This window comes from Hymenobacter metallicola (genome assembly GCF_004745645.1).
In the GTDB taxonomy this organism is placed as follows: domain Bacteria; phylum Bacteroidota; class Bacteroidia; order Cytophagales; family Hymenobacteraceae; genus Hymenobacter; species Hymenobacter metallicola.
The window spans coordinates 672,734-696,855 of record NZ_SRMB01000001.1; the positions used below are offsets into that span (position 1 = coordinate 672,734).

Here is a 24,122-nt window from a genome sequence, read left to right on the forward strand (position 1 = left end):
TTTGGTTTTTGGCCATCAACCCAATGAGCGGTAGTAGCGGATAAAGCCCTGCACTAACTGAATACAGCTGGCGATTTTCTCTTCTATAGCTTGTAGCTGTGCATTGGAAATAAATTCTAAATCAAAAGCGAGGTAGCATTGCGTTTCGAGTTCATATAATGAGCCCCGGGCAATAACCAGAAATTGAATGGTATCACGTGGATGTTGGCGGCCGCTGCCTTCACTGATGTTAGAAGGCACTGCCACTGCAGCCCGGCGCATCTGGCTGGTCAGACCAAACTTCTCCTCAGCCGGAAATGATTGGGTGAGCACATACACTAGTTTCACTAGTTCTCGGCTGTGCTGCCATACCCGCAAATCCTTGTAATTATGCTGTCCAACCGGCTTTTCCATAAACTAAGAATAAGACGATCGGCGGTTAGCAATACTTCATGGACTACTGCAGAAATTGGCAGAACAAGCCAAAAACCAAAAACAAATAACCAAAAACAACTACACAATTTCGCCTAAGAGCGCCGCGCCGGTGGTGCTGGTCACCAGTACGTTCACATAGTCGCCTTTTTGGGCGGTACCTTTGGGGAAGATGACCACCTGGTTCTGGCTGTTGCGGCCGCTGAGCTGCTCTTCCGACCGTTTGGAGCGGCCCTCGACCAGTACGCGGTGCACGCGGCCTACCATGCGGGCATAGCGGGCCCGGGCGTGGAGCTGCTGCCGGTCGATGACTTCCTGCAGGCGACGCTTCTTGACCTCCAGCGGCACGTCGTCGGCCAGCTTGCGGGCGGCCAGCGTGCCGGGGCGCTCGGAGTAGAAGAAGTTGTAGCCCATGTCGTACTGCACGAAGTCAATCAGGGTCAGGGTTTCCTGGTGCTCTTCCTCGGTTTCGGAGCAGAAGCCCGAAATCATGTCGGTGCTGATGGCGCAGTCGTCGCCCAGAATGCGGCGGATGGCCTGCACGCGCTCCTCGTACCAGGGCCGGTCGTAGGTGCGGTTCATGAGCTTGAGCACCCGGGAGTTACCGCTCTGGGCGGGCAGGTGGATATACTTGCAGATGTTCTCGTACTTGCCCATGGTGTAGAGCACCTCGTCGGTGATGTCCTTGGGGTGGGACGTGGAGAAGCGCACCCGCAGCTCGGGGCTGATCAGGGCCACGCGCTCCAGTAGCTGGGCGAAGTTGACGAACTCCTGGCCGTCTTCGGAAGTCCACTTGTAGGAGTCCACGTTCTGGCCCAGCAGGGTTACTTCCTTGTAGCCCTGGGCCACCAGGTCGCGGCACTCCTGCACGATGCTGTGCGCGTCGCGGCTCCGTTCGCGGCCCCGGGTGAAGGGCACCACGCAGAAGGAGCACATATTGTCGCAGCCCCGCATGATGCTCACAAAGGCGGTAATGCCATTGGAATTCAGGCGCACGGGCGTGATGTCGGCGTAGGTTTCGTCGCGCGAGAGCAGCACGTTCACGGCTTTCTGCCCGCCGTCGACTTCGCGGATCAGGTTGGGCAGGTCGCGGTAGGCGTCGGGGCCCACGACGAGGTCGACGAGCTTTTCTTCCTCCAGGAACTTGCTTTTCAGGCGCTCGGCCATGCAGCCCAGCACGCCCACCAGCAGGCCGGGGTTGCGCTTTTTGTGGCTGTTGATCTGCGAGAGGCGCATGCGCACGGTCTGCTCGGCCTTTTCGCGGATGGAGCAGGTGTTGAGCAGGACCAAGTCGGCGTCACTGAGCTGCTCGGTGGTATCAAAGCCTTCCTCAAAAAGGATGGAGGAGACGATTTCGGAGTCGGAGAAATTCATCTGGCAGCCGTAGCTCTCGATATAGAGCTTGCGCTGCCGGCCGGTGCGGGTCGCCGGGCTGACGCGCACATCCTGAGCCGGTTGGTGGTCGGCCGTAGCAGCGGGAGCGGCGGGCGTATCCAGAAAGTCGAGGGTGAGCAGGGGCTGAGACATAGGTATCGTAAACACAGAAGGAGGGCAAAGGTAACGGTTTTTGCCCCAAAATGACAGAATGGCAGAGCTTGATAATGTGCTCAGGTGCTAATGTGGGGAATGTGAGAAGTGAAAAAGACGTGTCATTGCGAGGCGTAAGCCGAAGCAATCCGTCCTCTGAAATGTGCTGAACCTTCTAAACTGAAAAGCCCTTTACTCCAGCTGGACTAAAGGGCTTTGCGGTAAAAGGTCAGGTCGTACTGCGCAGAGGACGGATTGCTTCGGCTGCGCCTCGCAATGACACGGTTTTAACTCACCATTTCACCACCTCACTATTTCACCAGTTCCAGCACCTGACGCAAATCCGTAACGGCGTGGAATTCCAGGCCTTCGAGCTTCTCGGGGTCGACGTGCTCGAACACCCAGGTGGCGTAGAAAGGCACGTGCACGGCCCGGAAGCCGAGCTGGGCCACGGGCAGGATGTCGGACTTAAGGGAGTTGCCGATCATGAAAAACTCGCCGGGCAGGGCGTTATAGCGGGCCAGTAGGCGCTGGTAGGTGGCCTCGTCTTTTTCGCTGACGATTTCGACGTAGTCGAAAAACTCGCCCAGGCCGGAACGGGCCAGCTTGCTTTCCTGGTCGAACAGGTCGCCCTTGGTGAGCACCATCAGGCGGTGGCCGCGGCGGCGCAGCTCGGTGAGCACCTCCACTACGCCCGGCAACGGCTCGATGGGGTAGCGCAACAGGTCCTTGCCCATATCCAGAATCTGCTGAATTTCAACGCCGGTCACCTTGCTGTCAGTCAGCTGAATGGCGGTTTCAATCATGGACAGCATGAAGGATTTGGCTCCGTAGCCAAAGAGCCTCATATTCTGGCGCTGCACCGCGTTGAGCTGCTCGGTGATGCGCTGGGCGTCGCCGCAGTGGGCCAGGATGTCAAGGAGCCGGGCTTCGACCTGGTCGAAGTGGGGCTGGTTGGACCAGAGCGTATCGTCGGCGTCGAAGGCAATGAGGTGGGGAGCGGCCATGGGCAAAAAAGCAGAAAACGGGCGGGAAAGGCCAGCCCGGCGGGTAAAGTTACCGAACTTGCCGCCCATGAAACAGCTGATTGATCTTGCTACCTGGAACCGCCGGGAGCATTTTGCCTTCTTCGGGGCTTTTGAAGAACCCTTTTTCGGGCTGGTTGCCCCCGTAGACTGTACCGGCGCCCAGGCGGAGGCTAAGCGGCGGGGCGTATCTTTTTTTCTGTATTACCTCTACCACGCCGTGCAGGCCGCCAACGAAGTGCCCGAGCTGCGCACCCGCATCGAGGACGGGCAGGTGTACCAGTATGAGCGGGTGCACGCCTCGGCCACCCTGGGCCGCCCCGACCACACCTTCGCCTTTTCCTTTATCGAGCAGCACGACGAGCTGGCGGGTTTCGTGGCGGCGGCCACGACCGAAATGGAGGCCGTGCAAAACAGCTCCGGCCTGCGCCTGAGCGACACCACCGCCCGCGTCGATGTGCTGCACTGCTCGGCCATTCCCTGGGTCCGCTTCACCGGCCTGACCCACGCCCGTAGCTTCTCGCACCCCGACAGCTGCCCCAAAATCTCCTTCAGCCAGCTTTACGAGGAAAACGGCCGCACGTATATGAACGTGGCCGTGAACGTGCACCACGCCCTGGCCGACGGCTACCACGTGGGCCAGTTTCTACAGGCCTTCGAGCGGAGGCTGAAAGGTGAGATGATGAACTAGTGAGTTGGCCTGTCCTGGCGAGCAGAGCGAAGCCAGCCGCTGAACTGTGCGAAGATTCCTTGTGTGACCAGCTTTTTATTGGTGGCGAAAAAGGCTTTGTGGTGAAGGGGCACGTCTAGCTTCGCGTGGGCCGGGTGGCGCCGGCTCACGCCTCGCAAGGACACATCTTTTAAACTCGCCATTCACTGTTTCACCACAGCTCCCAGCACTTCGAGCAGGGCGCGGGCTTTGAGCAGGCACTCGTCGTACTCGCGGTGCGGGTCGGAGTCGTAGGTGATGGCTGAGCCAACCTGGAAGCTGAGGTAGCCGGTGCCGGCGTGGTATTGCAGGCTGCGGATGACCACGTTGAAGTCGAAGTCGCCCGAGGGTAGCACGTAGCCCAGGCTGCCGCTGTAGAGGCCCCGCTTGGTACGTTCGTAGTGCTCAATGAGCTGCATGGCCCGGATTTTTGGGGCCCCGGTCATGGAGCCCATCGGGAAGGTTGCGCGCAGAATATCAGCTAGCTCGGTGCCGGGCCGAAGCTGGGCCTGCACGGTGGAAATCATCTGCCAGACGTGGCGGAAGGGGTACAGCCCAAACAGCTCGGGGACCTGCACGGTGCCCGTCTGGGCCACGCGGGCCAGGTCGTTGCGCACCAAGTCGACAATCATCAGGTTTTCGGCCTGCTCTTTCTCATCGTGCCGCAGCTGTTCCCGCAGGTGCGCATCCTCCGTCGGCGTGGAACCGCGCCGGAGGGTGCCTTTGATGGGTTGAGAAATGAGCTGTAGGCCTTTGCGCTGTAAGAACCGCTCGGGTGAGGCGCAGAGCAGGTACCGGTCCTGCCACTTGTAGAACCCCGCAAAGGGGGTGGGTGAGGCCGTATTCAGCCGCAAAAAAGTACTGGCCGGGTCGAGCTGGACCGACTCGGCATAAAATTCCTGGCATAGGTTCAGTTCGTACACCTCCCCGTCGAGAATATTTTCCCGCACCGCCGCTACTGCCGCCAGATACTCCGCCCGGGGCAGGCGCGGGCGCACAAAGGGCACGGCTGGTGCTGCTTGGGGTGAGGGCGCAGTTGCCAAAATAGCGGCCAGTACTCCCGTCGTTGCGCCGTGAATTTCGACGGCGTCCGGCTGCCAGTACAGCCAGATCTGGGGCTCGAAGAAATGCAGCACAGGCCATTGCAAACCGTCAAAATGGCCACTGTGCAGCGCCTCGATTTCGTTTTTAGCGTCGTAGGTTACAAAGCCACAGCGAGGGGCCGTTGTGGGTTGCTGAAGCCAGTCCGGCAGGTCGGCCAGGGAAGCGGGAGAAGCGGGCGTGACGTTGGCAACGGCCAGCAGCTGGTCGAAGGCACCGTGGGGGTAGGGCAGTGCGCTGGACTCATAGTAGGCGCAATACCGGAACTGCGCTGCCCAGTGCAGGGCCCGGACCCGAAAAACCTCGGCCGAAACCGGAAGCGCCGCAAACAAAACAACTTGAGTCAAAGCAGGAATAGCAACTAACGGGAAAGGGCCCGGGCCGGCAAAAATAAGCTGCCGCTAGCGAAGCTTGGCAGTGGGCAAGGCCGCCAACGCTACCTTGGCCTTGGCATCGGTGCTGTTTTTGTACTCATGCCTGGGCGAGTCCAGGGCCTTCTGGAAGTAAAGCCGGGCCATGTTCAGCTGCCCTTCGGCCTGGCACAGGTAGCCCATCTGCAGCGCCGACTGCGGTCCAAAATAATAGGGCGCCTTGCCGGCCAACGCAATAGTGCGGGTATAAAACAGCCGGGCCGAGTCGAGGCGGCCCAGGCCCTGATAGGCCCGGGCCCGGCGGTAGGGGTCTTCCAGCTGGTCGCGCAGCAGGCCCGAGCCCGTAAAGCTACGCAGCGTGTTCAGGGCCGCCCGGTAGTAGCCCCCGTCAATCTGGAGCCGGGCCCGGGTCAGGGTGCGGTTTAGCGGGAGCTTGTCTTCCACAAACCGTTGGGCGTAGGCATCCTCTTCCACCACGGTGCGGCCGCCGGCACCAATTTGCTGGCGGTACCGCTCAGCCGCCGCATGGTCGCCGCTTAGCCAAGCCGCCAGATACAGCTTGAAGGCGGCGTCCTTGCGGTAGTGCACACCTTGGTAGTCGCGCAGAAATTGCTGATTGGCCCGCAGGGAAGCCGCGTAGTTGCCTTGGTAGAGAAGCAGGTCGGCGGCCATGTGGTGCAGGTAGGGCACGGGGAGGTAGCCCGCCCCGGTGGGGCGACGGTGGTAGGCCGTCAGGGCCAACTCGGTTCGGTGCAGGCGTTTGTTGAGGCTAATCAGTAGGTAGCTATAGAGCAGATTGTCAGGCTGCTGCGTGGCGAGCTGCTGCACGAGCTGGGCGGCTTCCTCGGCTTTCTTGTAGTAGGTTTCCTGTACCAAGGCCAGAATAAGACGGGCTTCCGGCTGGAAGTCGTGGGGCTGCTGGGCGGCCAGGCGCAGGTTTTTGACGCCGGCCTCCACGCTGCCCGGCAGCCCCAGCAGCTTAAGAAACCAGTGGTAGCCGGCGGGCAGGGAGCCAATCATAAACTGGCACATGCCCAGCGTTTTGCGGGCCGGAATAAAGTTGGGGTAGCGCTGCACCACCGCCTGCATCTGCTGGTAGGCCTGGCGCAAACTCCAGGCCCCTTGAATTTCGTGCTGGTACGTCACCTGCGCCGCCGCCTGATGCAACCGGATTTCCGCCCGGGCATACTCCCGCAACGGCCCCCGTTCGGCTGATTTTTCCAGGGCGGCCAGGCGGCGGTCCTGGGCCGCTACCACTGCCTCGTAGCGGCTGGCTTGCTGCAGCACCATCAGCTCGGTAAAATCAATGCAGTCGGCTACCAGCAGGGTGCCGGCGCTGATGGGGGCCCGGTTGAGCTCGTCTCGCAAGATGGCCCGGGCCGGCTCAATGCGCAGCTTGAGCAGCTCGGCATAGGCGCGGCGGGCCGCGGGCGACAATTCGTTTGTAAAGGGGGCAGTGGCTTCCGGGGCCTGCCGGGCCGCGGCTGTATCGTGCTGCGGGGGCCGTGCGGCGCCCAGCACCAAGCCCACCAGCCACAGGAGTAGCCAGGCTTTGGTTTTGGGGAGCAAGAGGGCCGGGGAGTGGGGCACGACGGGCGAGGGCAAAAAAAAAGGAACGACTGGGGGCCGTTCCTTTTTTGGGGTACGTTCGAAAGAACGAGACGAAAAATTAAGCGGGCTGCTTTACGTCCACGTCGGCCAATACCCGGCCGCAGTGCTCACACACGATAATCTTCTTGTGCGAAATGATGTCAGCCTGGCGCTGGGGAGGCACGGTGTTGAAGCAGCCGCCGCAGGCGTCCCGCTTTACCATTACCACGGCCAGCCCGTTGCGCACGTTACCGCGAATCCGGGTGTAGGCCGTCAGCAGGCGCTCCTCAATGGGCTTTACGGCGTCTTCACGCTGGTCGAGCAGCTTTTTCTCGTCGGCTTCGCTTTCGCCGATGATGGTTTGCAGCTCGGTGTTCTTGTTGGTCAGATCTTTCTTGCGTTCTTCCAAGCGCTGCTTGGTGCCGGCAATGTCATTGTTTTTGAGCTCAATCTGGTACTGGGCTTCCTTGATTTTCTTTTCCGAAATCTGGATTTCCAGGCGCTGCAACTCGATTTCCTTGGCAATGGCCTCGTACTCGCGGTTGTTGCGCACGTTTTGCTGCTGGTCCTCATACTTCTTGATGAGGCCTTCGGCATCTTTGGCGTTCTGCTTGCGCTGCTTGATCTGGTCGTTCAGGGCCTGAATTTCCTCGTCAAACTTGCTCACACGCACCTCATAGCCGGCAATTTCGTCTTCCAGGTCGCGCACTTCTTCGGGCAGGTCGCCGCGGACGCGCCGGATTTCGTCGAGCTGCGAGTCAAGGCGCTGCAGGTTCAGAAGGGCTTCCAGCTTACTGGCAACGGTGGTTTCCGTGGAAGGATTAGAAATCATAACGGACAGGGTTGGTGAGGGTCTCAGCAATTAAGACCGCAAAAGTACTTTTAAAGTTGGCCGTAAGCAAATCCTGGAAGATTTCCCCGGTAAATTGCTCACTTTCGAAGTGGCCCACGTCGCAGAGCAGCAGCTGGCCCTCGGCCCCAAAGTACTCGTGGTACTTCAAGTCGCCGGTTACGTAGGCATCGGCGCCGGCGCGGCGGGCGTGGCTAAGCAGGAAGCTGCCGGCCCCGCCGCACAAGGCCACCGTTTTGATCAGCTGCTCGTACTCGGTGTGTTTCACCACGGGTACGTGCAGGGCCGAGCGCAGCAAGCGGCGAAATTCGGCTGGCGACAAGGCCTCGGGCAATTCCCCGATCATGCCCGAGCCTACATCCTGGAGCGTGTTTTCCAGCTTCACCAGCTCGTAGGCAACTTCTTCGTACGGGTGAGCAGCCCGCAACGCCCGCAGCGCCGGGCCCTGCAGGTGCAGGGGCAGCACCACTTCCACCCGTTCTTCGCGCACCTTTTCGGGTTGCTGGGCCGTGCCGATAAACGGGGTAGTGCCGGTGCCGGGCGTAAACGTACCCGTGCCTTCCACCCGGAAGCTGCACTCGGAGTAGTTCCCGATCTGACCCGCCCCGGCCTGATAAAGGGCCTGCAGGACGGTTTCGGTGTGGGTAGTCGGGACGTAGGTGATGAGCTTGCCCAGCACGCCGCTTTTGGGCTCGAGGATGCGCAGGTTTTGCAGGCCCAGCTTTTCGCCCAGCTTGCGGTTGACGCCCGCCAGCACGTTGTCGAGGTTGGTGTGGGCCGCGTAAATGGCGACATCGTTTTTAATGGCCTTTATCAGCGTCTGCTCCACCGCATTGGCCCCGGTCAGACGCTTCAGGGGCCGGAATACCACCGGGTGGTGGGCCACTACCACGTTGCAGCCGCGCCGCAGCGCCTCGTCGATAACGGCCGGGGTGCAGTCCAGGGCAATGAGCACGCCCTTTACCGGGGCGTGCGGGTCGCCGCACTGCAGGCCGGCATTGTCGTAGGATTCCTGGTAGGCGAGGGGCGCCACTTTCTCAAGGACGCGGGCGAGGTCAGCAACGGTAGGCATAGGGCAAAGATAGCAGGACTGTTACGCTGACCCGGCAACGGTAGCGCGGCACGCCTGCAAAACGGCCACGTAAGCAGCCACGTGCTGGGCCAAGTCGCGCCGCTTATACTGCATCAGGTAGCGCGGGTGGTCGAGCACGTGGATCTGGTTGAACAGCTGCAGCTCCTGGTTGAGCCGCAGCAGGTGCTGGCCGTTGCGGCGGCCCAGGCAAACAGCCGTCTGACGGACAAGGCCAACGTTCATGACTTGCTGACTTAATGAGACTCGAATGGCCGGCTCTAAAGCTTTGGTTAAAGCAGCGGAGTCGTAATAATTGTAGTTGCGGCCGTGGCGTAGCAGGACCAGCGGGTAGAGGGAGCCCAGGAAAAAATCCTGGTAGAAAGCGGCTGCTCCGCCCAGGGCCGCCACAACCTGATAGACAAACTGACTCGATGGTTCCCGCTGCCGGGGCAAGGGGTTGGCAATGCCGCAGTTTTCGGCCAGGGCTACCGGGTCGGTGAAAGCCACGCCGGTACGGCCGTTGCCGAGCCGGCCTGGGTTGATGCCCAGCAGCGCAATCCGGGGCTGGTTGTCGGCGTAGTACTGCTGGGCAAATTGCGTAAACAGCTCCCGTGGGGTGGCCTCATCGTAGGGGCTCAGCGCCACCGCCTCATCAGGCAGCGCGGCGGGCACCGGAAACGCAGTCAGAAAGTGGAGTAAACGGTCGGCAAAAGTGGACATGGCGGAAGAGAGCAAGCCGGGCCGTAAGTTGCGGCCCCGGGGCGGTCTGGTTTCGTAGCTTACGTAAGTAGGCGTACTTTTGCGCCTCCGCCTCCTTGCTCACCCCGTATGGCCCACGTATTTGCCTTGCTGCTGCTGCCCTTCGCCTGGCTCTACGCTGGCGTGATGCACGTGCGCAACTGGCTTTATGACACTGGGTTGAAGGCCTCCGCAACGTTTGCGACGCCTATTATCACGGTGGGGAACCTGCGCGCGGGCGGCACGGGCAAAACGCCGCACGTGGCCTGGCTGGTGCAGCAACTGCGGCAGGCCGGGCAGCAGCCCGCTATTCTGAGCCGGGGCTACGGCCGCCAAACCCAGGGCTATATTCTGGCCGACAACCAAGCTACGGCGACTAGTATTGGCGACGAGCCCCTGCAGCATTACCAGGACTTTCAGGGGCAAGTGCCGGTAGCCGTATGTGAAAACCGCCGCACCGGCCTGGAAACCCTGCTTCGGGCGCAGCCCGCCGTAACGACCGTGGTGCTCGATGATGCCTACCAGCACCGGCGCGTGCAGCCGCAACTGAGTATTTTGCTGACTGAGCAGCAGCGCCCCTTCTACCAGGACTACGTACTGCCGGCCGGGCGCCTGCGCGAAAGCCGCCGCGGGGCCGCCCGGGCCGATGTGGTTATCGTGACTAAGTGCAACCCGGCCCTTTCCTCGGCCGAGCAGGCCGGTATTACGGCTCGTATTCAACGCTATAGCCGGCCGCGGGTGCCCGTGCTGTTCTCGACTTATACCTACGGTAGCCCCGTGCCGGTGGGGGACGGGAACCGGCCGGCCGGGCCGGAAATCGTGCTGCTGACCGGTATTGCCCAGCCCGGGCCCTTGCGAGAGTATCTGGCCCAGGCCGGCTACCAGATTACCCATCACGTGGCCTTTGCCGACCACCACGCATTTACTTCGGCCGACCTTACGGCGGTAGCCAAACAATTACGGCCGGGGCAATGCGTTTTTACCACGCAAAAGGATGCGGTACGCTTGCTCGAGCCCGGCCTTCGCCAGCAGGTAGCGTCGCTACCGGTTTTTTATATTCCCATCCAGGTTCAGTTTCTGGCCGATGGTGCTGCGCAGTTGCAGCAGTTGCTTTCTCCTCTATTTCAGCCCCACGCTGTTGTCTGATCTGCTCGTTCCGTTGGTTTATTTCCGTTCGCTAAGTCGCTTTTTCCCTCCTCTGCTGCTGGCAGTAGCGCTGTTCTGTCCGGCCTCCCTGCGGGCGCAGGTACTCGACGACTCCACCAAAGTGCTGTACGGGGCTAAAACTACCCGTATTCTGCGCGAAGCCGATATTCTGCGGGAACAGTACGAAGGGCGCATCATTGATACCACGCTCACCAACCAGATGCAGGCCCGCTACTGGTTCCACGACAGCACCTACCAGCAGGACCTGGGCAACGTGGGCACGGCGTCGCGCCGCTTGCTCTGGGAGCCCAACCTGGAGCTGGGGGCCCGTTTTGGCCGCAACGTATTCGACAAGTACGTGCGCAACTCGGCCACGATTCCCTACTACGACACCCGCTCGCCCTACACGTTTTTTCGCTTTATCCAGAGTGGCTATGGCGAACAGGTGTTCGAGTTGTCGTACACGCGCAGCATCGGCAAGAATGCCAACGTGGGCCTGGCCTACGAGCGGTTTGCCTCGAACAAAGTGCTGCAGCCCCGGGGCCGCGAAGGCCTGGCCGAGCACTCCAACGTGCTGCTGTTTGGACGTTTTCAGAGCAAGAATGACCGGTATTACGGCTTGTTCAACATCAACACGTCTCGGCACCGAGTGGCCGAGCAGGGCGGCATCCGCTACCAGGCGGAAGACACACTCGATAACGGCAATTTCCGGCCGCGGGGCCTGTTTGAATACAACCTGGAAACCGTTAACCTGACTCAGGCGCTCAACCAGGACGACCGCGACGAGGTGCGCCTGGTGCAGACCTACCGCCTGCTGGGCAAGGGCCTGACGGCCTACCATATCGTCGATTGGAAACGGCAGTTCAACCGCTACAACGATGTACTGCAGACGCCGTTGCAGTTTTACCCCCGCGCCGTGCGGAGCGTTTCCCTAACCAACGACCGGGCGGAATACCGGCAGGTGGACAATACGGTCGGCATCATGGGCAATACCTCGGCCGTGGGCTACCGCTTGTACGGGCGCTACCGCGACGGCCTCCTTAAAGTGAGCCGGAGCTACCAGGATCAGCAGTCTACGCTGGTTTCGACGCTGCCCAACCCCCGGCCCCACTACAGCCAGCTGTTTGTGGGCGGCACGGCCGAATTCCGCTACCGCAAGCTCATTGCCGTGGAAACCGCCGGCGAAGTACTGGCCGCCCAGCTGGAGCCCAAGGGAAAAGCTCTGAGCGAGTACTGGTTTCGGGCCCTGGCCCGCCTGGGCCCTTTGAGCGGCGAGTTTCTGAGTGCTTCCTACTCGCCTACGCTTACCCAGCAGCAGTTTAGCGGCAACCACTACAACTGGGAGCATACCAGCGAAGCCGCGGCCTTCCGCAACACGTTGGTAAACCAGATAACCGGCCGTATCGGCCAGAAGCTGGGCCGGCACTACCTGGATGCCTCCGGCAGCTTCGTCACGATTAATGACCTGGTGTACTACAACCAGCAGGCCGAACCCGCCCAGCTCCCGGAGGCCAAGGTACTGCTGATCGGGACCCTGCGCCACCGCTTCAACCTGGGCAAGTTCTTCTTCGACAACCAGGGTACCTACACCAGCGGGGGCGACGGGGAAGGCCTGCGCATTCCGAGCCTGGTGACCAACAGCAAGGTCTATTACCAGGATTACCTGTTCAAAAAGGCCATGTTCACCCAAATCGGCGCCGAGGTGTATTACCAGTCCCGCTTTCGGGGCTACGATTATAGCCCCAGCACCCAGCAATTCTATTTGCAGGACCACTTCATTATCCGCAACTACTCAGTGGCCGACGTGTTCCTGATTACTGACATCAAGACCGTATCGGTGTTTTTGAAAGTAGCGTATCTGAACCAGGGTTTCTATGACTTTGGCAACGGCTACTTTGCCTCGCCCTACTATACGGGCCTGCCCCGCCGCTTTCAGCTGGGCCTTAAATGGCAGTTCTTCGATTAAGCTACCCTGCAAACCCGCGCCGCCGGGCGCCTGAACCTTATGGAACCCTCCGAATCCAAAGAAAAAACCATCCTTAAGCTCAAGCTCAATACCGATCCGCGGTGGGTTGATATTGCCAGCAAAAACATTGAGGACATCCTAGTCGACCACGCTTACTGTGAGCAGAAAGCGGCCAGCACCGGCATATCCCTGATTGTAAAATACCCTGAAAAGACCCGCTTAGTCGACGAGCTTACGCTGTTGGTCGCCGAGGAGTGGGCCCACTTCGAGCGGGTGCTGTTGGAGCTGCGCAAGCGTGGCTTCGAACTCGGCCCGCAGCGCCGCGACGACTACGTGGTGCAGCTAATGACTCACGTGCGCCGGGGCGACCACCGCGACCGGCAGCTGATGGATATGCTGTTGGTAAGTGCCTTAATTGAAGCGCGCAGCTGCGAGCGGTTCAAGCTGTTGTGGAAGCATATTCCGGACCCTGAGCTCAGCAAATTTTACTACGAACTGATGGTATCGGAAGCGGCTCACTTCGTTAGTTACGTTGATCTGGCGAAGGAATACCGCGACCCCAAAGAAGTGGATGCCCGCTTGCAGGAACTGCTCAAGATTGAAGGCGAAATCATCACCAATCTGCCAGTGCGCGACGATAGAATGCATTAAACCATTCATTATCAGGATTTTTGGTATAATTTATGGTTGGGCTGCTCGGCTTTCCTCAAAGCATTGTATTTTCCCGTCCATGAAGACATTGTATACGCTAGCCTTATTGCTCTTTACAACGGTGTTGGCTTACGGTCAAGCAGCCCCGCCCACGGTTAATTTCTGCGGTCAGCAGTATCCGGTGCCAGCCGATGCGGTGCTTTTGTCCCCATACGAGGTGCAGGCAGCCAAGTATAGCCTGTTGCTGATCTACGTCAATTATCCGGACCTGCGAAACGGGGCCCCGGCCGAATACACCAAGCAGCGGATGAAAAAACTTAAGGGCAATGATCTGCAGGAAATCACGTGTTTTATTCAGGACACACCTGCTAAAGCGTTTAAGTTTGCTTACCAGACCGAAAAAGGCCTGGCCTATGATGTTCTGGCTTACGGCATCACCAAAGGCCAGCCCGTCATGATTCAGCTGACTTTGGACGTGGACCCTTATAGCAACAAGGAAATCCCCGAGTTTGCCCGGCAGTTCGTGCATTTGGATAAGTAAGGCACCCGTAAAAACAGGCTTTGCGTAAAGGCTGAGCTTCGCGGAATCAAACCATATTATCTAAAAAGGCCGCCTGCTTCAGCAACAGGCGGCCTTTTTAGAGAGAGGCAGCTATTGCTAAGAGGCAGGCTGCTGGGCTTGCCGCGAATTCAGCAGACCCGCCGGCACCGAGAGCTCCCCGGTATGGAAGTCTATTACCCCATTGCGCTCATCCTCAATGTTGGTGGCCTGGGTGTACACGTCCCCGGCGATGGGGCGAGCCCGCAGTTCCTGCTTGAACTGCCGGATTCGCTCGGTACGCTCTTCTCCGGCCTGGGGTCCGCCGTAGTCGGCAAAGCCAAAGCCGCCCCACTCACTGACAATCAGCGGCTTCTGGCGTCGGTAGAAGAACGCGTCGCCAATGACCAGCGGGAAAGCTGCCACTCCGACCAGTTCGCCGGCCACAAGTCGGTCCAGCAGGTTGCGCCAGTGCGGCAGCTCGGGCGTGTAGAGGTGGGCCGTCAGCAGGTCCGATTTGAGGCGTCCTTCCTGCGAAATATGCTGCCACCCGTCGTTGTCGACCACCAGAAACTGCGGATGCTCGATCTGCATGTAGTGGTAGGTATCCATGATGTAGCGCCGCGTTTCGGGGTTGGTGGCAATGTCCTGGCAGCCCCAGTCTTCGTTGTAGAGGCTCCAGATAACCACCGAGGGATGGGACTCAATCAGGGCCAGCATGCGCAGCAATTCTTCCTTGTGGTTTTGCCGGCTGCGGGGGCTGGAGGCATGCGGGCTCGGCACTTCCACCCACAAGAGCAGGCCCAACTCGTCGGCCAGGTTGTAGATACGCGGGTCGACGCCGGCAATGTGCACGCGCACCAGGTTGCAGCCTAGCTTTTGCATGGCGTGCATGTGGCGCTGCATTTCCTCGTAGGTGGCCGTGCCGGGCTGGTACAGGATGCCGTCGAGGTAGGTAGGCTCGTTGTTGAGATACACGTGCCGGCCCCGCGACTCAATTTTGCGCAGCCCGAAGTGGGTTTCAATCTGGGCCGCATACCCTTCCGTGTCCACTAATTGCGCCACCAGCTGGTACAGATTAGGGGCTTCCGGCGACCAAAGCTTCGCCCCGGGCATCTCTAGTACCACGCGTTGTTGCCGCTGGCCCGCTTCCAGGCGCAGCGGAAATTCGGAGCTGAACAGGGGCGGTGCCCCGTTCTTGCGGCCCCGCTCGTAGACCTGTAGCCGCAGGGTGTAGCAGCCCGGGTCATGCACGCGGGTAGTGAGGTTGAAGCGCACGAGCTGGTCTTCTACTATACTATCCACGCCCACGCGGGAGCGGAGACGGTTGCGCTCCACCATTTCCAGCCATACGCTGCGCACTGCCCCGGTGTAGGTCTGGTACCAGATGCCGCCCCGCTTGTAAATGTGCGACTCCTGCTTGCCGCGGGTGGTTTCGGCGTCCATCGTGTCGGCGATGCGCACGGTGAGACGGTTTACTAGGTGCAGGTTTTCTTCCCGCAACTCGTAGGAAAAGGAGGTGTATTCGCCGTAGTGCACATCCTCGCCCTCGATGGTGCGCAGCTGCCGGCCATTGAGCCACACCCGGGTTTCGTAGCCACAGGCCCCGAAGGTGAGCTGGAACATGGAGCGCAGCAAGGGCTCCTCGATTTCGGGCAGGGTAAACTCCCGCTCGTACCAGGCCACCACCTTGTCGTGCCACACCGAAGGCTGCGTTTGGCCCTTGGCCTGGGCCATGTGGGTTTCAATAGAGCCCGGCCACTGAGCTTTGTACTCGTAGTCGTGGCCCAGGTACCAGCCGTCGCGCAGGCCGCTGTCGTCGGGGTCGAGGGCAAAATTCCACTCCCCGTCGAGTAGGGCGTGGTTGTTTAAGCGCAGCACCGCCCGCGGTAGCGGGTTGGGCATTTCCTCAATAGGCTTGGTTTCTTCCTTGCTGGCCGACAGGCCATAGTTGATGTGCTCTGGGTTCATGCGAAGGCTGTTGGTAAAACAAGGGCCAGGTGGAAGATGCCACGCCGACCAAGGTGACTTTCTATACGGGTTCCGTACGGAATTAGGGGAAACCATGGCCCAATTCCAGGTCAACAATACGCTCCAGCTTGCAAACGGCGTCGGTTTGCTGTAGCCATTCTGGAAAGTTGGTCGGGGCTACAATGCAAAAAGCCCGGCCGTTTTAGGACCGGGCTGTGTTGTTGGTATAACGCGCGTCGCTTAGGTTTTCTGCTTTTTCTTCTTCGCGGCCGGAAACAGGATGTTGTTCAGAATCAGGCGGTAACCGGGGGAATTGGGGTGCAGGGCGAGGTCGGTGGGTTCTTCTTCCACGAGGTGCTGGTAGTCTTCCGGGTCGTGGCCGCCGTAGAAGGTCCAGGTGCCTTTGCCCAGCGTGCCGTGCATGTAGCGCACTTCGCCCGAGGCTTTATTGTCGCCCATCACCACCACGTCCGACTTAATAAGCTGCTTACGGAAGGCCGTGGTCTGGCCCATAAAGCCCTTGATGGTCTTTTCGTGGTCCTGGGTCAGCATGGTCGGCACCGGGTCATACTTGGCCGAGAAGGTAAAAAGCTGGAAATAATCGTTGTCTTCGTACACACCCCGCTCCCCGGGCTGCATGTCGATGTTGGAGTATTCGTACTGGTAGGGGTCGCGCACCACCTGAAAATCCTTGAAGGCCAAGGTGCGGTTGAAGTTCAGCTTGGAAGCGGCCGTGGGGTCGGCCGGGTCGCCGTCGTACATGCTTTCCACCATATCGAGGCCCAGGCTGGCCAGGGCAATGTCGTAGGTGTCGGTAGCCGAGCACATGGCGAATTGAAACCCGCCGCCGGCAATAAACTCCTGCATCTTGGTCACGACAGCGCCTTTCATCTGGCTGACCTTGGCAAAGCCGTGGCGCTTGGCGGCAGCTTCGGCATCGCGCTGCTGCTGCTGATACCAAGGCCGGTTGCGGTAAGAGGCGAAAAACTTCCCGTACTGCCCCGTAAAGTCCTCGTGGTGCAGGTGCAGCCAGTCGTACTTAGGCAGCACCCCGTTGAGCACGTCGTCGTCGTAGATTTCGGTGTAGGGAATTTCGGCGTAGGTCAGCACCAGCGTTACGGCATCGTCCCAGGGCTGCTTGCCTTTGGGCGTGTAGACCGCAATTTTGGGCGCCTTTTCCAGCTTCATTACGTCCATGTTAGCGTTCGGATCGGCTATTTCGGCCAGAATGCTACCGTACTGCGCTTCGGAAATCACCTGGTAGCTGATGCCGCGCACGGCCAGCTCATTTTCCAGGCCCTGGGCATTGTCGCAGGCAAAGCTGCCGCCGCGGTAGTTGAGCAGCCAGTCGACCTCCACCTGCCGGGCCAGCAGCCAGTAAGCAATGCCGTAGGCTTTCAGGTGCTCTTTTTGCCCCTGATCCATCGGAATAAAGACGTGGTTGGCCCAAGCCGCGGCCGGACCGCTGAGCCAGCAGGCTATCAGCAAGAAAAAGGGCAGAATTCGCTTCAGCGCCATTGGGTTCTGCTAAGTCAGGAAGGAAGGTAAAACAACCGTACAACAAACCGATGCAGAGAATTCCGTTTAGGTTGTCAGCTGGGGCAGGGTAGGCCCAAACAAATGTAGCGAAACGGGCCGGAGTTTGCCGGAAAGCGGTTACCTTGCGGGACCAGTTAGTAGCTTATAATCCGCGTTTACGCCTGGTTAAGCCACTTTTGGTCGTTTGCTCCCGTTCGTTTATTGTTCGTCGCTCCATGCACCTGCTCGAAAACATCAAGGAGGCTTTTCGCTCCATTCACAGCAATCTGTTGCGGACCATCCTGACGGCCCTGATTGTGAGCATCGGCATTATGTCGCTGGTCGGCATCCTGACGGCCATCGACGCCATCAAGTACTCCCTGAACCAAACCTTTGCCAGCCTGGGCGCGAATTCATTCGAGATGAAAGCCAAGGGCTACAACAACCGCTCGCGGCGCGGCGGGGTGCAAGACAAGGTTTACCCGGCCATTACCTACCTGCAGGCCAAGCAGTATAAGGAGCAGATTGGGGAAGAAGGGCAGGTCGGCATTTCCGCCTTTATTGCCGGAGCGGCCGAGGTAAAAGCCAACGGCAAAAAAACCAACCCGAATATGAATGTCGTGGCCGGCGACGAAAACTACCTGCAGATTCAGAGTTACAACCTGTCGCGCGGGCGGGCTTTTTCCGCCATTGAGCTGGATAACGGCTCTAATGTGGCCATCGTAGGCAAGGAAATAACCGATAAGCTGTTTCCCAACCAGAGCCCCGTCGACCAATACATCTACCTGCTGGGCCGCCGCTTTCAGGTGGTGGGCGAGCTGGAAAAAAGCGGTAGCACGATGGGGGGCGGGGGCGCCGACCGGATGGTATTGATTCCCTTGGAAACCGGCAACCAGATGCCCCGGCAGCGGGCCCTGACCTACGATATCAAGACGGCCACTTTGCAGCCCGAAAACCTGGCCTTTCTCACCGGGCAGGCCACCGGTATTATGCGCGCCGTGCGCCACGACCAGCTCGGGCAGGCCGACAGCTTCGACGTAGAGCGCAGCGACTCGCTGGCGGGCAAGCTCGATTCGTTGTCGGGCAATCTGCGCATGGGCGGCGGACTGGTCGGCTTTATCACCTTGCTCGGAGCCAGCATTGCCCTGATGAATATCATGATGGTATCGGTGACGGAGCGCACCCGCGAAATCGGTATCCGCAAGGCTCTGGGCGCCACTTCCCGGCAGATTCGTCAGCAGTTTCTCATTGAAGCCATTGTCATCTGCGTACTCGGCGGCCTACTGGGCATCCTGCTGGGCGTCACGATGGGCAACTCCATTTCGCTCTTTATCGGGGAGGGGGCCTTCCTAGTGCCCTGGTTCTGGATGACAATGGGCCTGGCCATCTGCATTGGCGTGGGCCTGGCTTCGGGCTACTACCCGGCCAGTAAAGCCGCCGGCCTCGACCCCATTGAGTCGCTCCGCTACGAATAGCATGCCTACGGCCAGGCAGGTTGTAACCCTATCATAAGCCCTGCCTAAGGCTCGATTTTGCCTTACTGCGCCGCGGCCCGAGCGGCCACGATGAACGCGTCGCACCGATGAAGTGCAGCTTCGGTAAGGCGCCGCTGGCCCAGCAGCGCCGGCAACTATTGCCCTCACTATTTCGGATGGGTATGCGGCGCAGCAACAATTCGGCGAAGAGGCTACGAAGGTAAATGAGTTCCTGCGTCAGCATAACCCTGCTTTTCTCGAGGCGCGGCTACCACTCCGATGGATACGAAGCCACCCCGCCCCGGCTGCTGAAGCAGCTTCTTCTCAAGGCAGATCCGTACGGGGCCCTACTGGCGTTGCCCTCGCCAGCAATTATCCTACTATTCAGGCATGAGTAGGTTTGGTTTGGAGTGGGGTAGAGGGCCTGGAGCTTGGGCAATTGCGGCGCCGATTCTTCATCTACTATCACGCGTGACTCACGCCACAACACTAGGGTGTAGAGTGTCCCCTCGCCACGAGGCCGGAAACAGAGGCGAAACGGCCCGTTACTGATGCTGCGCTTTAATCAACTGAATTTGCGTGCCAGCCTGATGCGCTGTCGCTTCTTATCCGATGACGCGGGCATTATACCTTCAAATCTCTGCAGCATGAAACGTAAATGCTGCTTTTCACTCACCGGCTGCCACAACCCTTGCTGCTGCCGGTAGTACAGGCTGCGGCCAGCAAAAAAGTAGCCGCGGATATATAATAAAGAATAAATTGTTTGCTACATTTGGGTTGTAAATAAACATTTGGATATGGTTGCTACCGGAACAGTTGGGCAGAGATTTACGCAGCTTATTGCTCATTTGGGAATATCAAAAAATGCCTTTGCCTCTTCCCTTGACAAGACGGCAACTGTTATCCAGCACATTGTGGATGAGCGAAATAAACCCGGATTTGACCTTTTGTGTAAGGTTTTTGAAGTATATCCAAATGTGTCTAAGGATTGGTTGTTACAGGGTACAGGCCCAATGCTATCAGCGGGTGATTTGCCTAACCCAGCTTCACGAACAGCACCCGTTGCTGACCTAAAAATCAGTGCCGATAAAGTCGTAGCTGCAAAGCCAGCCATGGCTGAGTCTACAGTTGCGGAAGAAACCGTTGCTGAGAAGGTAACTGCCAACCCAGCCCCAGCCCCAGCCCCAGCCCCAGCCCCAGCCCCGTCGGTTGCTCATACTGCTCAGCTAGAAACCCCGTTCATGCCCGCTCCGGTTGCGGCAGCGCCCGCAGTTGATACTACCAGTTGGCAGACAGCCTTGTATACGCAGCAAATGGCGCATCAGCTCGCTATGGCCGAGCTCCGTAATCAGCACTTACAGGAACAACAGCGCATGATGCAGCAGATGATGGATTTAATGAAGCAACAAATGTTTAAATAGATCAAGAAAACATTTGGGTAATTGCAAAAAAAAGGCCCGCTACCGAGAGTAGCGGGCCTTTTTGTAAAAATGCGGTCAGAAACTTTAGTGCTGAAGTACTTCTATGCCAATTTCTTCGGCTTCCATTAGGTTCTGCGGGTTTACGGCCGTCAGGCGCAGGCGCTTCATCTCGCCTACCAACAGCGGGTCGTACTTAGCCACCACCCGAATATAGTTAGGAGTGAAGCCTTCCATTTGCCCGTTAGTTACGTCGTCCTCAAACAGCACAATGGTTTCATCACCTAGATGCTGTTCGTAAAAGAAACGCTTCTTCTTCTCCGAGAGCCCGCGCAGCTGCGTAGTCCGATCATGCCGGTGGCGGTCCTGCACGCGGCCAGGTAGCGTAGGAGCCAGGGTGTTCTCGCGCTCCGAATACGGGAAGACGTGCAGGTAGCTCACGTCCAGATCATTCAGGAACTGATACGTCTCCAGAAAATCAGCCTCCGTTTCGCCCGGAAAGCCCACAATAACGTCGACACCAATACAGGCGTGGGGCATCACCTCCTTAATCAAGGCCACTCGCTCAGCGTACAGCTCGCGGCGGTAGCGCCGGCGCATCAGCCCCAGGATCTTGTTGGAGCCCGATTGCAGCGGAACATGAAAATGGGGCATAAAGCGCTTCGAACGGGCTACGAAGCGGATAATCTCGTCGGTAAGCAGGTTGGGCTCACAGCTACTAATGCGGAACCGCTCGATGCCTTCTACTTCGTCGAGGGCTCGTACCAGGTCGTAGAAGTTTTCCCGCCGTTCCCGGTCGGGGCCCTGCAAGCCAAAGTCGCCGAGGTTAACGCCGGTCAGCACGATTTCCTTCACGCCGGTCTGGGCCAGCTGCTGCACGCGCTCCACCACGGTCTGCACGCTGCCCGAGCGGCTTTTGCCCCGGGCCAGCGGAATGGTGCAGAACGAGCAGGAATAATCGCAGCCGTCCTGTACTTTCAGGAAAGTACGGGTCCGGTCGCCGTAGGAGTGGGCCGCGTGAAACTCAGTAGCCGCCGCAATAGGAGAGGCGTGCACGTGGCCGGGCTGCCCCGTTGCGGGCTTTTCAAAGCCGGCCAGGATGTCGACCAGCTGAAACTTCTCGGCGGCTCCCAACACGGCATGCACCCCGGGAATTTCGGCAATTTCCTGGGGCTTGAGCTGGGCGTAGCAGCCCACAATGGTCACGAAGGCCTCCGGATTATGCTTCAGGGCTTCTTTCACCACTTTGCGGCACTTGCGGTCGGCATGGTCGGTGACGGAGCAGGTGTTGATGACGTAGATGTCGGCCGCTTCCTCGAAGGCTACTTTGCGGAAGCCGCGTTCCTCAAACTGCCGGCCAATGGCCGAGGTTTCGGAGAAGTTGAGCTTGCAGCCCAGCGTATAAAAGGCAACTTTTCTGGTTTCCATAAGCAAGGCCGCAAAGATACAGCTTCTTAGGTTCAGAGCCTTTGCCCAAGCGGAAATAACACCCTGCTGCCCGAATAACTCGGCAAAAGCGCATCTATTACCTACCGCCGGGGCGCCGGACTTGGGGCCTGTATCAGGATGCTCAAGCGCTGCTCAACGAGCTGCATTAGCCCCGTTAAGTCAATTGATTTTAACTCGGCGGCCGCAATAAACGGCGTCAGCTCCCCGTGGCGGTCCTTCATAAATACGGCGGGCAGCGGAGTGTCAGAAAGCCACGGATACAGCGCGGCCAGCTCATCCCGATGCAAAAACTCCGAGTCTATGGGCAAGCCTGCAATAAAGGCCTTCCACTCGGGCCGCATGCGCACCCCGTAGGTAATGGCGCACAAGGAGCAGGGATAGGTAGTGGGCGAAACCAGCTTGTGCGCCAGATCCAGCACTGCGCCAAACAGGCCGGCATCCGCATTGTACACAAAAACAAGTTGCTGCATAGCCTCTACTTACGAATCTACCTGGATGAAAAGATTGGCTGTCCGTAATTATTTGTGCAGAAACTCATCAAACGACACTTGTTCGTAGGCCTGACCCTGGCGCAATTGCTCCTTGGTAACGGTTGAGTCGCCAGTAATAATACGGCGGGCGATGTTGTCGTAAGAAACGGTGCCGGCCGAGGTCGTCATCCCAAACCCATCGGAAAAGCAGTAGAAGGCAAAGGGCTGGCGCAGGGGCTGCAAGAGGTCGTGGCTCCAGGTATACTCCGTGGTGGGTAGTTGCAACTGCGTGAGCAACGTAGCGGCAATGTCGGTTTGGGAGCCGACGTGGCGGATGACGCGGCCCTGGGCTTCGGGCCGCAGGGCGCCCCCAGCCAGCACCAGCGGAATCCGAAATTTGCGCGGACTCTCGTTCGGGTCGTTGCCGGGCAGGGTGTGGCCATGGTCGGCAACCACCACCACCAGGGTGTTGTCCCACCAGGGCTGCTGCCGGGCCGCGTGCAGAAAGCGGCCCAGGGCCCAGTCGGTATAATACACCGAATTACGAAACAGGGCTGTTTCGTCGGTACCCTGGAATTTGCGCGGAATCGGGGTTTCGAACGGCTCGTGGCTGCTCAGGGTAAAGGCCGTAACAAAAAAGGGCGTTGGTTGGGCATTTAAATCCTGCAGTACCCGGTCGAACAGCACATGGTCGTGAGCTCCCCACTTCGAGTTCTGCTGACTGCGGGGAAAGTCGGCCCGCTCGGTAAACTGGTCGTAGCCGGCCGCTACCAGGTAGCTTTTCATGTTGGCAAAGGCCAGCTCCCCACCATAATAATAGCGGGATTTATAACCGACCTGCTCCAGCGACCGGCACAGGTGGGGCAGGCCTTCGGTTTTGCGCGGATACTTGATGATGCTGGTGGTCGGCTGGCTGGGGTAGCCGCTGAGTAAGGCTACTAATCCCTTCTGACTTCGGTCGCCAGCCGCGTAGATGTTCGTGAACAGCACCCCCGTGCGGGCGAGGCTGTCGAGGTTAGGTGTCACGGCGGGCTCGCCGCCGATACTTTCGACAAACTTACCCGTGAAGCTCTCCAGAATAATAAACAGCACGTTGGGACGGGTGGTGCGCAGCAGCCGAGTGGTGTCGGGCTGGGGGCGGGCCGGCGTGTAGAGCTGCCCGACCAGACCTGTGGCCACCGAATCGGGCATAAACTGGTAGGGGTTGGGGCCGCCGTCAGTCAGGAGCAGGGAGTTGGCCACATTCCAGGGAACATTCAGGGCGGCGTGGTTGGCAAAGGGCAGGGCACTGAAGTACACGTCGCTCTGATTAATCGGAATCTGTTGCACGCCCCCGCGCAGCGGCACAATCAGCAAGGCCAGATACAGCAGGCTGGCCAGCATAGCCCGCCCCAGCCCGAACTGCGGCGGTAGCTCCGGTATCGGGCCTACTAGCTTTTGGTAGAGCCACCAGCCCAGCAGTAAAAGCCCCGCCAGAACTCCTGCTAATACTAGGAGTGGAGCACTGCCGGCGGAAGCCGCCATTTCGCCCGGCGAGTTGAGGTATTGCAGCGGGGTAGCATCGAGGCGGAAACCCCAGGCCCGGTACAACTCCAAATCCGCTACCGACAAGCAACAAACCACCACGCCTACCACTGCCGAATAGAAAAGCAGCAGGCGGCGGGGGAAAAAGCGGCTGGGCAGGGCGCTACCCAGCAGAAACAGCACAAACGGCACTATGCTCAGGTAGGCCGTGGCCGAGGCATCGAGGCGCAGGCCGTAGCCAAAGATGCGCGCGACGCTGCCCGGGGGCAAAGCGGCGGTTTTGGCGAAGTGGTACAGTAAAAAAGCAGCCTTCGTGATGACGAAGAATACCAGCCAGAATAGAAAGTAGCGGGGCTGGAACGCAAAGCGGTTTCTCACCCTGCAAAGGTAGGGTGAAAGCCGGTGGTGCCGAAACGGCCCCCGGAATCCTTTGGAAGGAACATGGCGGAGGGTACTCTGCAGTTTTAGGGGTGTTCAGTTAAAAATACAGCTTGACCGGCACAATGTGTCGCTGTTTGGGAGGTGTTTGTGTGATAAAGCAGGGGGTTTGTCGATAAAATGCCTTTATTTGATAGGGGGTATTTGCAAATGCCGTGTAGGTC

At 59.1% G+C, this 24,122-nt stretch carries 20 protein-coding genes; 7 read left to right on the top strand and 13 right to left on the bottom strand.

Features of this window, described 5'->3' with window-relative positions:
* Window positions 1–15: 15 nt before the first annotated feature.
* From E5K02_RS02825 to E5K02_RS02835, 3 genes are all read right to left on the bottom strand, one after another.
* Window positions 16–393 (bottom strand): four helix bundle protein, encoded by a 378-nt coding sequence (locus tag E5K02_RS02825; RefSeq protein WP_135391864.1) that lies wholly within the window; start codon window positions 391–393, stop codon window positions 16–18.
* 99 nt (window positions 394–492) lie between these two features.
* The gene (gene miaB, locus E5K02_RS02830) at window positions 493–1,938 is read right to left on the bottom strand and encodes a tRNA (N6-isopentenyl adenosine(37)-C2)-methylthiotransferase MiaB (protein WP_135391866.1); all 1,446 of its coding nucleotides are present in this window, start codon (window positions 1,936–1,938) and stop codon (window positions 493–495) included.
* Window positions 1,939–2,249: 311 nt separating this feature from the next.
* Complete coding sequence (locus E5K02_RS02835) at window positions 2,250–2,945, bottom strand: HAD family hydrolase (RefSeq protein ID WP_135391868.1); 696 nt, start codon at window positions 2,943–2,945, stop codon at window positions 2,250–2,252.
* Between the two features lie 67 nt (window positions 2,946–3,012).
* Here E5K02_RS02835 and E5K02_RS02840 point away from each other — a divergent pair, with 67 nt between their 5' ends.
* Window positions 3,013–3,654, top strand: coding sequence for a chloramphenicol acetyltransferase (locus E5K02_RS02840; RefSeq protein WP_135391870.1), 642 nt, complete (start codon window positions 3,013–3,015; stop codon window positions 3,652–3,654).
* Between the two features lie 182 nt (window positions 3,655–3,836).
* Here the strand turns inward: E5K02_RS02840 and E5K02_RS02845 are convergent, their stop codons facing one another.
* The 5 genes from E5K02_RS02845 to E5K02_RS02865 form a co-directional block, all read right to left on the bottom strand.
* The gene (locus E5K02_RS02845; protein ID WP_240737127.1) at window positions 3,837–5,120 is read right to left on the bottom strand and encodes an anthranilate synthase component I family protein; all 1,284 of its coding nucleotides are present in this window, start codon (window positions 5,118–5,120) and stop codon (window positions 3,837–3,839) included.
* 54 nt (window positions 5,121–5,174) lie between these two features.
* Window positions 5,175–6,749, bottom strand: a complete 1,575-nt coding sequence (locus E5K02_RS02850) for a DUF3808 domain-containing protein (protein WP_167856264.1) — start codon at window positions 6,747–6,749, stop codon at window positions 5,175–5,177.
* A gap of 64 nt (window positions 6,750–6,813) precedes the next feature.
* Window positions 6,814–7,566: a zinc ribbon domain-containing protein gene (locus E5K02_RS02855; protein WP_135391874.1), complete on the bottom strand. Its 753-nt coding sequence runs from the start codon at window positions 7,564–7,566 to the stop codon at window positions 6,814–6,816.
* Entirely contained in the window at window positions 7,556–8,656 is a 1,101-nt protein-coding gene (locus E5K02_RS02860) for a Nif3-like dinuclear metal center hexameric protein (RefSeq protein WP_135391876.1), read from the bottom strand. The genes E5K02_RS02855 and E5K02_RS02860 overlap by 11 nt, the downstream gene beginning before the upstream one ends.
* Before the next feature lie 21 nt (window positions 8,657–8,677).
* Window positions 8,678–9,376, bottom strand: coding sequence for a uracil-DNA glycosylase family protein (locus tag E5K02_RS02865; RefSeq protein WP_135391878.1), 699 nt, complete (start codon window positions 9,374–9,376; stop codon window positions 8,678–8,680).
* Window positions 9,377–9,484: 108 nt separating this feature from the next.
* Here E5K02_RS02865 and lpxK point away from each other — a divergent pair, with 108 nt between their 5' ends.
* The 4 genes from lpxK (at window position 9,485) to E5K02_RS02885 (ending at window position 13,698) form a co-directional block, all read left to right on the top strand.
* The gene (gene lpxK, locus E5K02_RS02870) at window positions 9,485–10,540 is read left to right on the top strand and encodes a tetraacyldisaccharide 4'-kinase (protein WP_135391880.1); all 1,056 of its coding nucleotides are present in this window, start codon (window positions 9,485–9,487) and stop codon (window positions 10,538–10,540) included.
* Entirely contained in the window at window positions 10,533–12,506 is a 1,974-nt protein-coding gene (locus E5K02_RS02875; protein ID WP_167856265.1) for a putative porin, read from the top strand. The genes lpxK and E5K02_RS02875 overlap by 8 nt, the downstream gene beginning before the upstream one ends.
* Window positions 12,507–12,545: 39 nt before the next feature.
* Window positions 12,546–13,157, top strand: a complete 612-nt coding sequence (gene miaE / locus E5K02_RS02880) for a tRNA-(ms[2]io[6]A)-hydroxylase (protein ID WP_135391884.1) — start codon at window positions 12,546–12,548, stop codon at window positions 13,155–13,157.
* Between the two features lie 79 nt (window positions 13,158–13,236).
* Entirely contained in the window at window positions 13,237–13,698 is a 462-nt protein-coding gene (locus E5K02_RS02885; RefSeq protein WP_135391886.1) for a hypothetical protein, read from the top strand.
* A 117-nt stretch (window positions 13,699–13,815) separates the two neighbouring features.
* Here E5K02_RS02885 and E5K02_RS02890 read toward each other — a convergent pair whose 3' ends face one another.
* Complete coding sequence (locus tag E5K02_RS02890; protein WP_135391888.1) at window positions 13,816–15,666, bottom strand: glycoside hydrolase family 2 protein; 1,851 nt, start codon at window positions 15,664–15,666, stop codon at window positions 13,816–13,818.
* Between the two features lie 240 nt (window positions 15,667–15,906).
* Window positions 15,907–17,184, bottom strand: coding sequence for an asparagine synthetase B (locus E5K02_RS02895; protein WP_135391890.1), 1,278 nt, complete (start codon window positions 17,182–17,184; stop codon window positions 15,907–15,909).
* 236 nt (window positions 17,185–17,420) lie between these two features.
* Between E5K02_RS02895 and E5K02_RS02900 the strand changes: the two genes are divergently transcribed.
* Window positions 17,421–18,659 carry an ABC transporter permease gene (locus E5K02_RS02900; protein ID WP_135391892.1) on the top strand — a complete coding sequence of 413 codons (1,239 nt, stop codon included), beginning with the start codon at window positions 17,421–17,423 and terminating at the stop codon, window positions 18,657–18,659.
* A gap of 797 nt (window positions 18,660–19,456) precedes the next feature.
* Complete coding sequence (locus E5K02_RS02905) at window positions 19,457–20,080, top strand: helix-turn-helix transcriptional regulator (protein ID WP_135391894.1); 624 nt, start codon at window positions 19,457–19,459, stop codon at window positions 20,078–20,080.
* 84 nt (window positions 20,081–20,164) lie between these two features.
* Here the strand turns inward: E5K02_RS02905 and mtaB are convergent, their stop codons facing one another.
* The 3 genes from mtaB to E5K02_RS02920 form a co-directional block, all read right to left on the bottom strand.
* Window positions 20,165–21,505, bottom strand: a complete 1,341-nt coding sequence (gene mtaB / locus E5K02_RS02910; RefSeq protein WP_135391896.1) for a tRNA (N(6)-L-threonylcarbamoyladenosine(37)-C(2))-methylthiotransferase MtaB — start codon at window positions 21,503–21,505, stop codon at window positions 20,165–20,167.
* Between the two features lie 101 nt (window positions 21,506–21,606).
* Window positions 21,607–21,996, bottom strand: a complete 390-nt coding sequence (locus E5K02_RS02915; RefSeq protein ID WP_135391898.1) for a hypothetical protein — start codon at window positions 21,994–21,996, stop codon at window positions 21,607–21,609.
* Window positions 21,997–22,044: 48 nt separating this feature from the next.
* Entirely contained in the window at window positions 22,045–23,898 is a 1,854-nt protein-coding gene (locus E5K02_RS02920; RefSeq protein ID WP_135391900.1) for an LTA synthase family protein, read from the bottom strand.
* Between the last annotated feature and the right edge of the window lie 224 nt (window positions 23,899–24,122).

What these genes read in the sequence shown, in the direction of transcription:
- E5K02_RS02860 (WP_135391876.1), bottom strand. Translation starts at nt 8,656, where the DNA reads ATGCCTACCGTTGCTGACCTCGCCCGCGTCCTTGAGAAAGTGGCGCCC.
- miaB (WP_135391866.1), bottom strand. Translation starts at nt 1,938, where the DNA reads ATGTCTCAGCCCCTGCTCACCCTCGACTTTCTGGATACGCCCGCCGCT.
- E5K02_RS02895 (WP_135391890.1), bottom strand. Translation starts at nt 17,184, where the DNA reads ATGGCGCTGAAGCGAATTCTGCCCTTTTTCTTGCTGATAGCCTGCTGG.
- E5K02_RS02915 (WP_135391898.1), bottom strand. Translation starts at nt 21,996, where the DNA reads ATGCAGCAACTTGTTTTTGTGTACAATGCGGATGCCGGCCTGTTTGGC.
- E5K02_RS02865 (WP_135391878.1), bottom strand. Translation starts at nt 9,376, where the DNA reads ATGTCCACTTTTGCCGACCGTTTACTCCACTTTCTGACTGCGTTTCCG.
- miaE (WP_135391884.1), top strand. Translation starts at nt 12,546, where the DNA reads ATGGAACCCTCCGAATCCAAAGAAAAAACCATCCTTAAGCTCAAGCTC.
- E5K02_RS02890 (WP_135391888.1), bottom strand. Translation starts at nt 15,666, where the DNA reads ATGAACCCAGAGCACATCAACTATGGCCTGTCGGCCAGCAAGGAAGAA.
- E5K02_RS02900 (WP_135391892.1), top strand. Translation starts at nt 17,421, where the DNA reads ATGCACCTGCTCGAAAACATCAAGGAGGCTTTTCGCTCCATTCACAGC.
- mtaB (WP_135391896.1), bottom strand. Translation starts at nt 21,505, where the DNA reads ATGGAAACCAGAAAAGTTGCCTTTTATACGCTGGGCTGCAAGCTCAAC.
- E5K02_RS02885 (WP_135391886.1), top strand. Translation starts at nt 13,237, where the DNA reads ATGAAGACATTGTATACGCTAGCCTTATTGCTCTTTACAACGGTGTTG.
- E5K02_RS02835 (WP_135391868.1), bottom strand. Translation starts at nt 2,945, where the DNA reads ATGGCCGCTCCCCACCTCATTGCCTTCGACGCCGACGATACGCTCTGG.
- E5K02_RS02825 (WP_135391864.1), bottom strand. Translation starts at nt 393, where the DNA reads ATGGAAAAGCCGGTTGGACAGCATAATTACAAGGATTTGCGGGTATGG.
- E5K02_RS02855 (WP_135391874.1), bottom strand. Translation starts at nt 7,566, where the DNA reads ATGATTTCTAATCCTTCCACGGAAACCACCGTTGCCAGTAAGCTGGAA.
- lpxK (WP_135391880.1), top strand. Translation starts at nt 9,485, where the DNA reads ATGGCCCACGTATTTGCCTTGCTGCTGCTGCCCTTCGCCTGGCTCTAC.
- E5K02_RS02905 (WP_135391894.1), top strand. Translation starts at nt 19,457, where the DNA reads ATGGTTGCTACCGGAACAGTTGGGCAGAGATTTACGCAGCTTATTGCT.
- E5K02_RS02840 (WP_135391870.1), top strand. Translation starts at nt 3,013, where the DNA reads ATGAAACAGCTGATTGATCTTGCTACCTGGAACCGCCGGGAGCATTTT.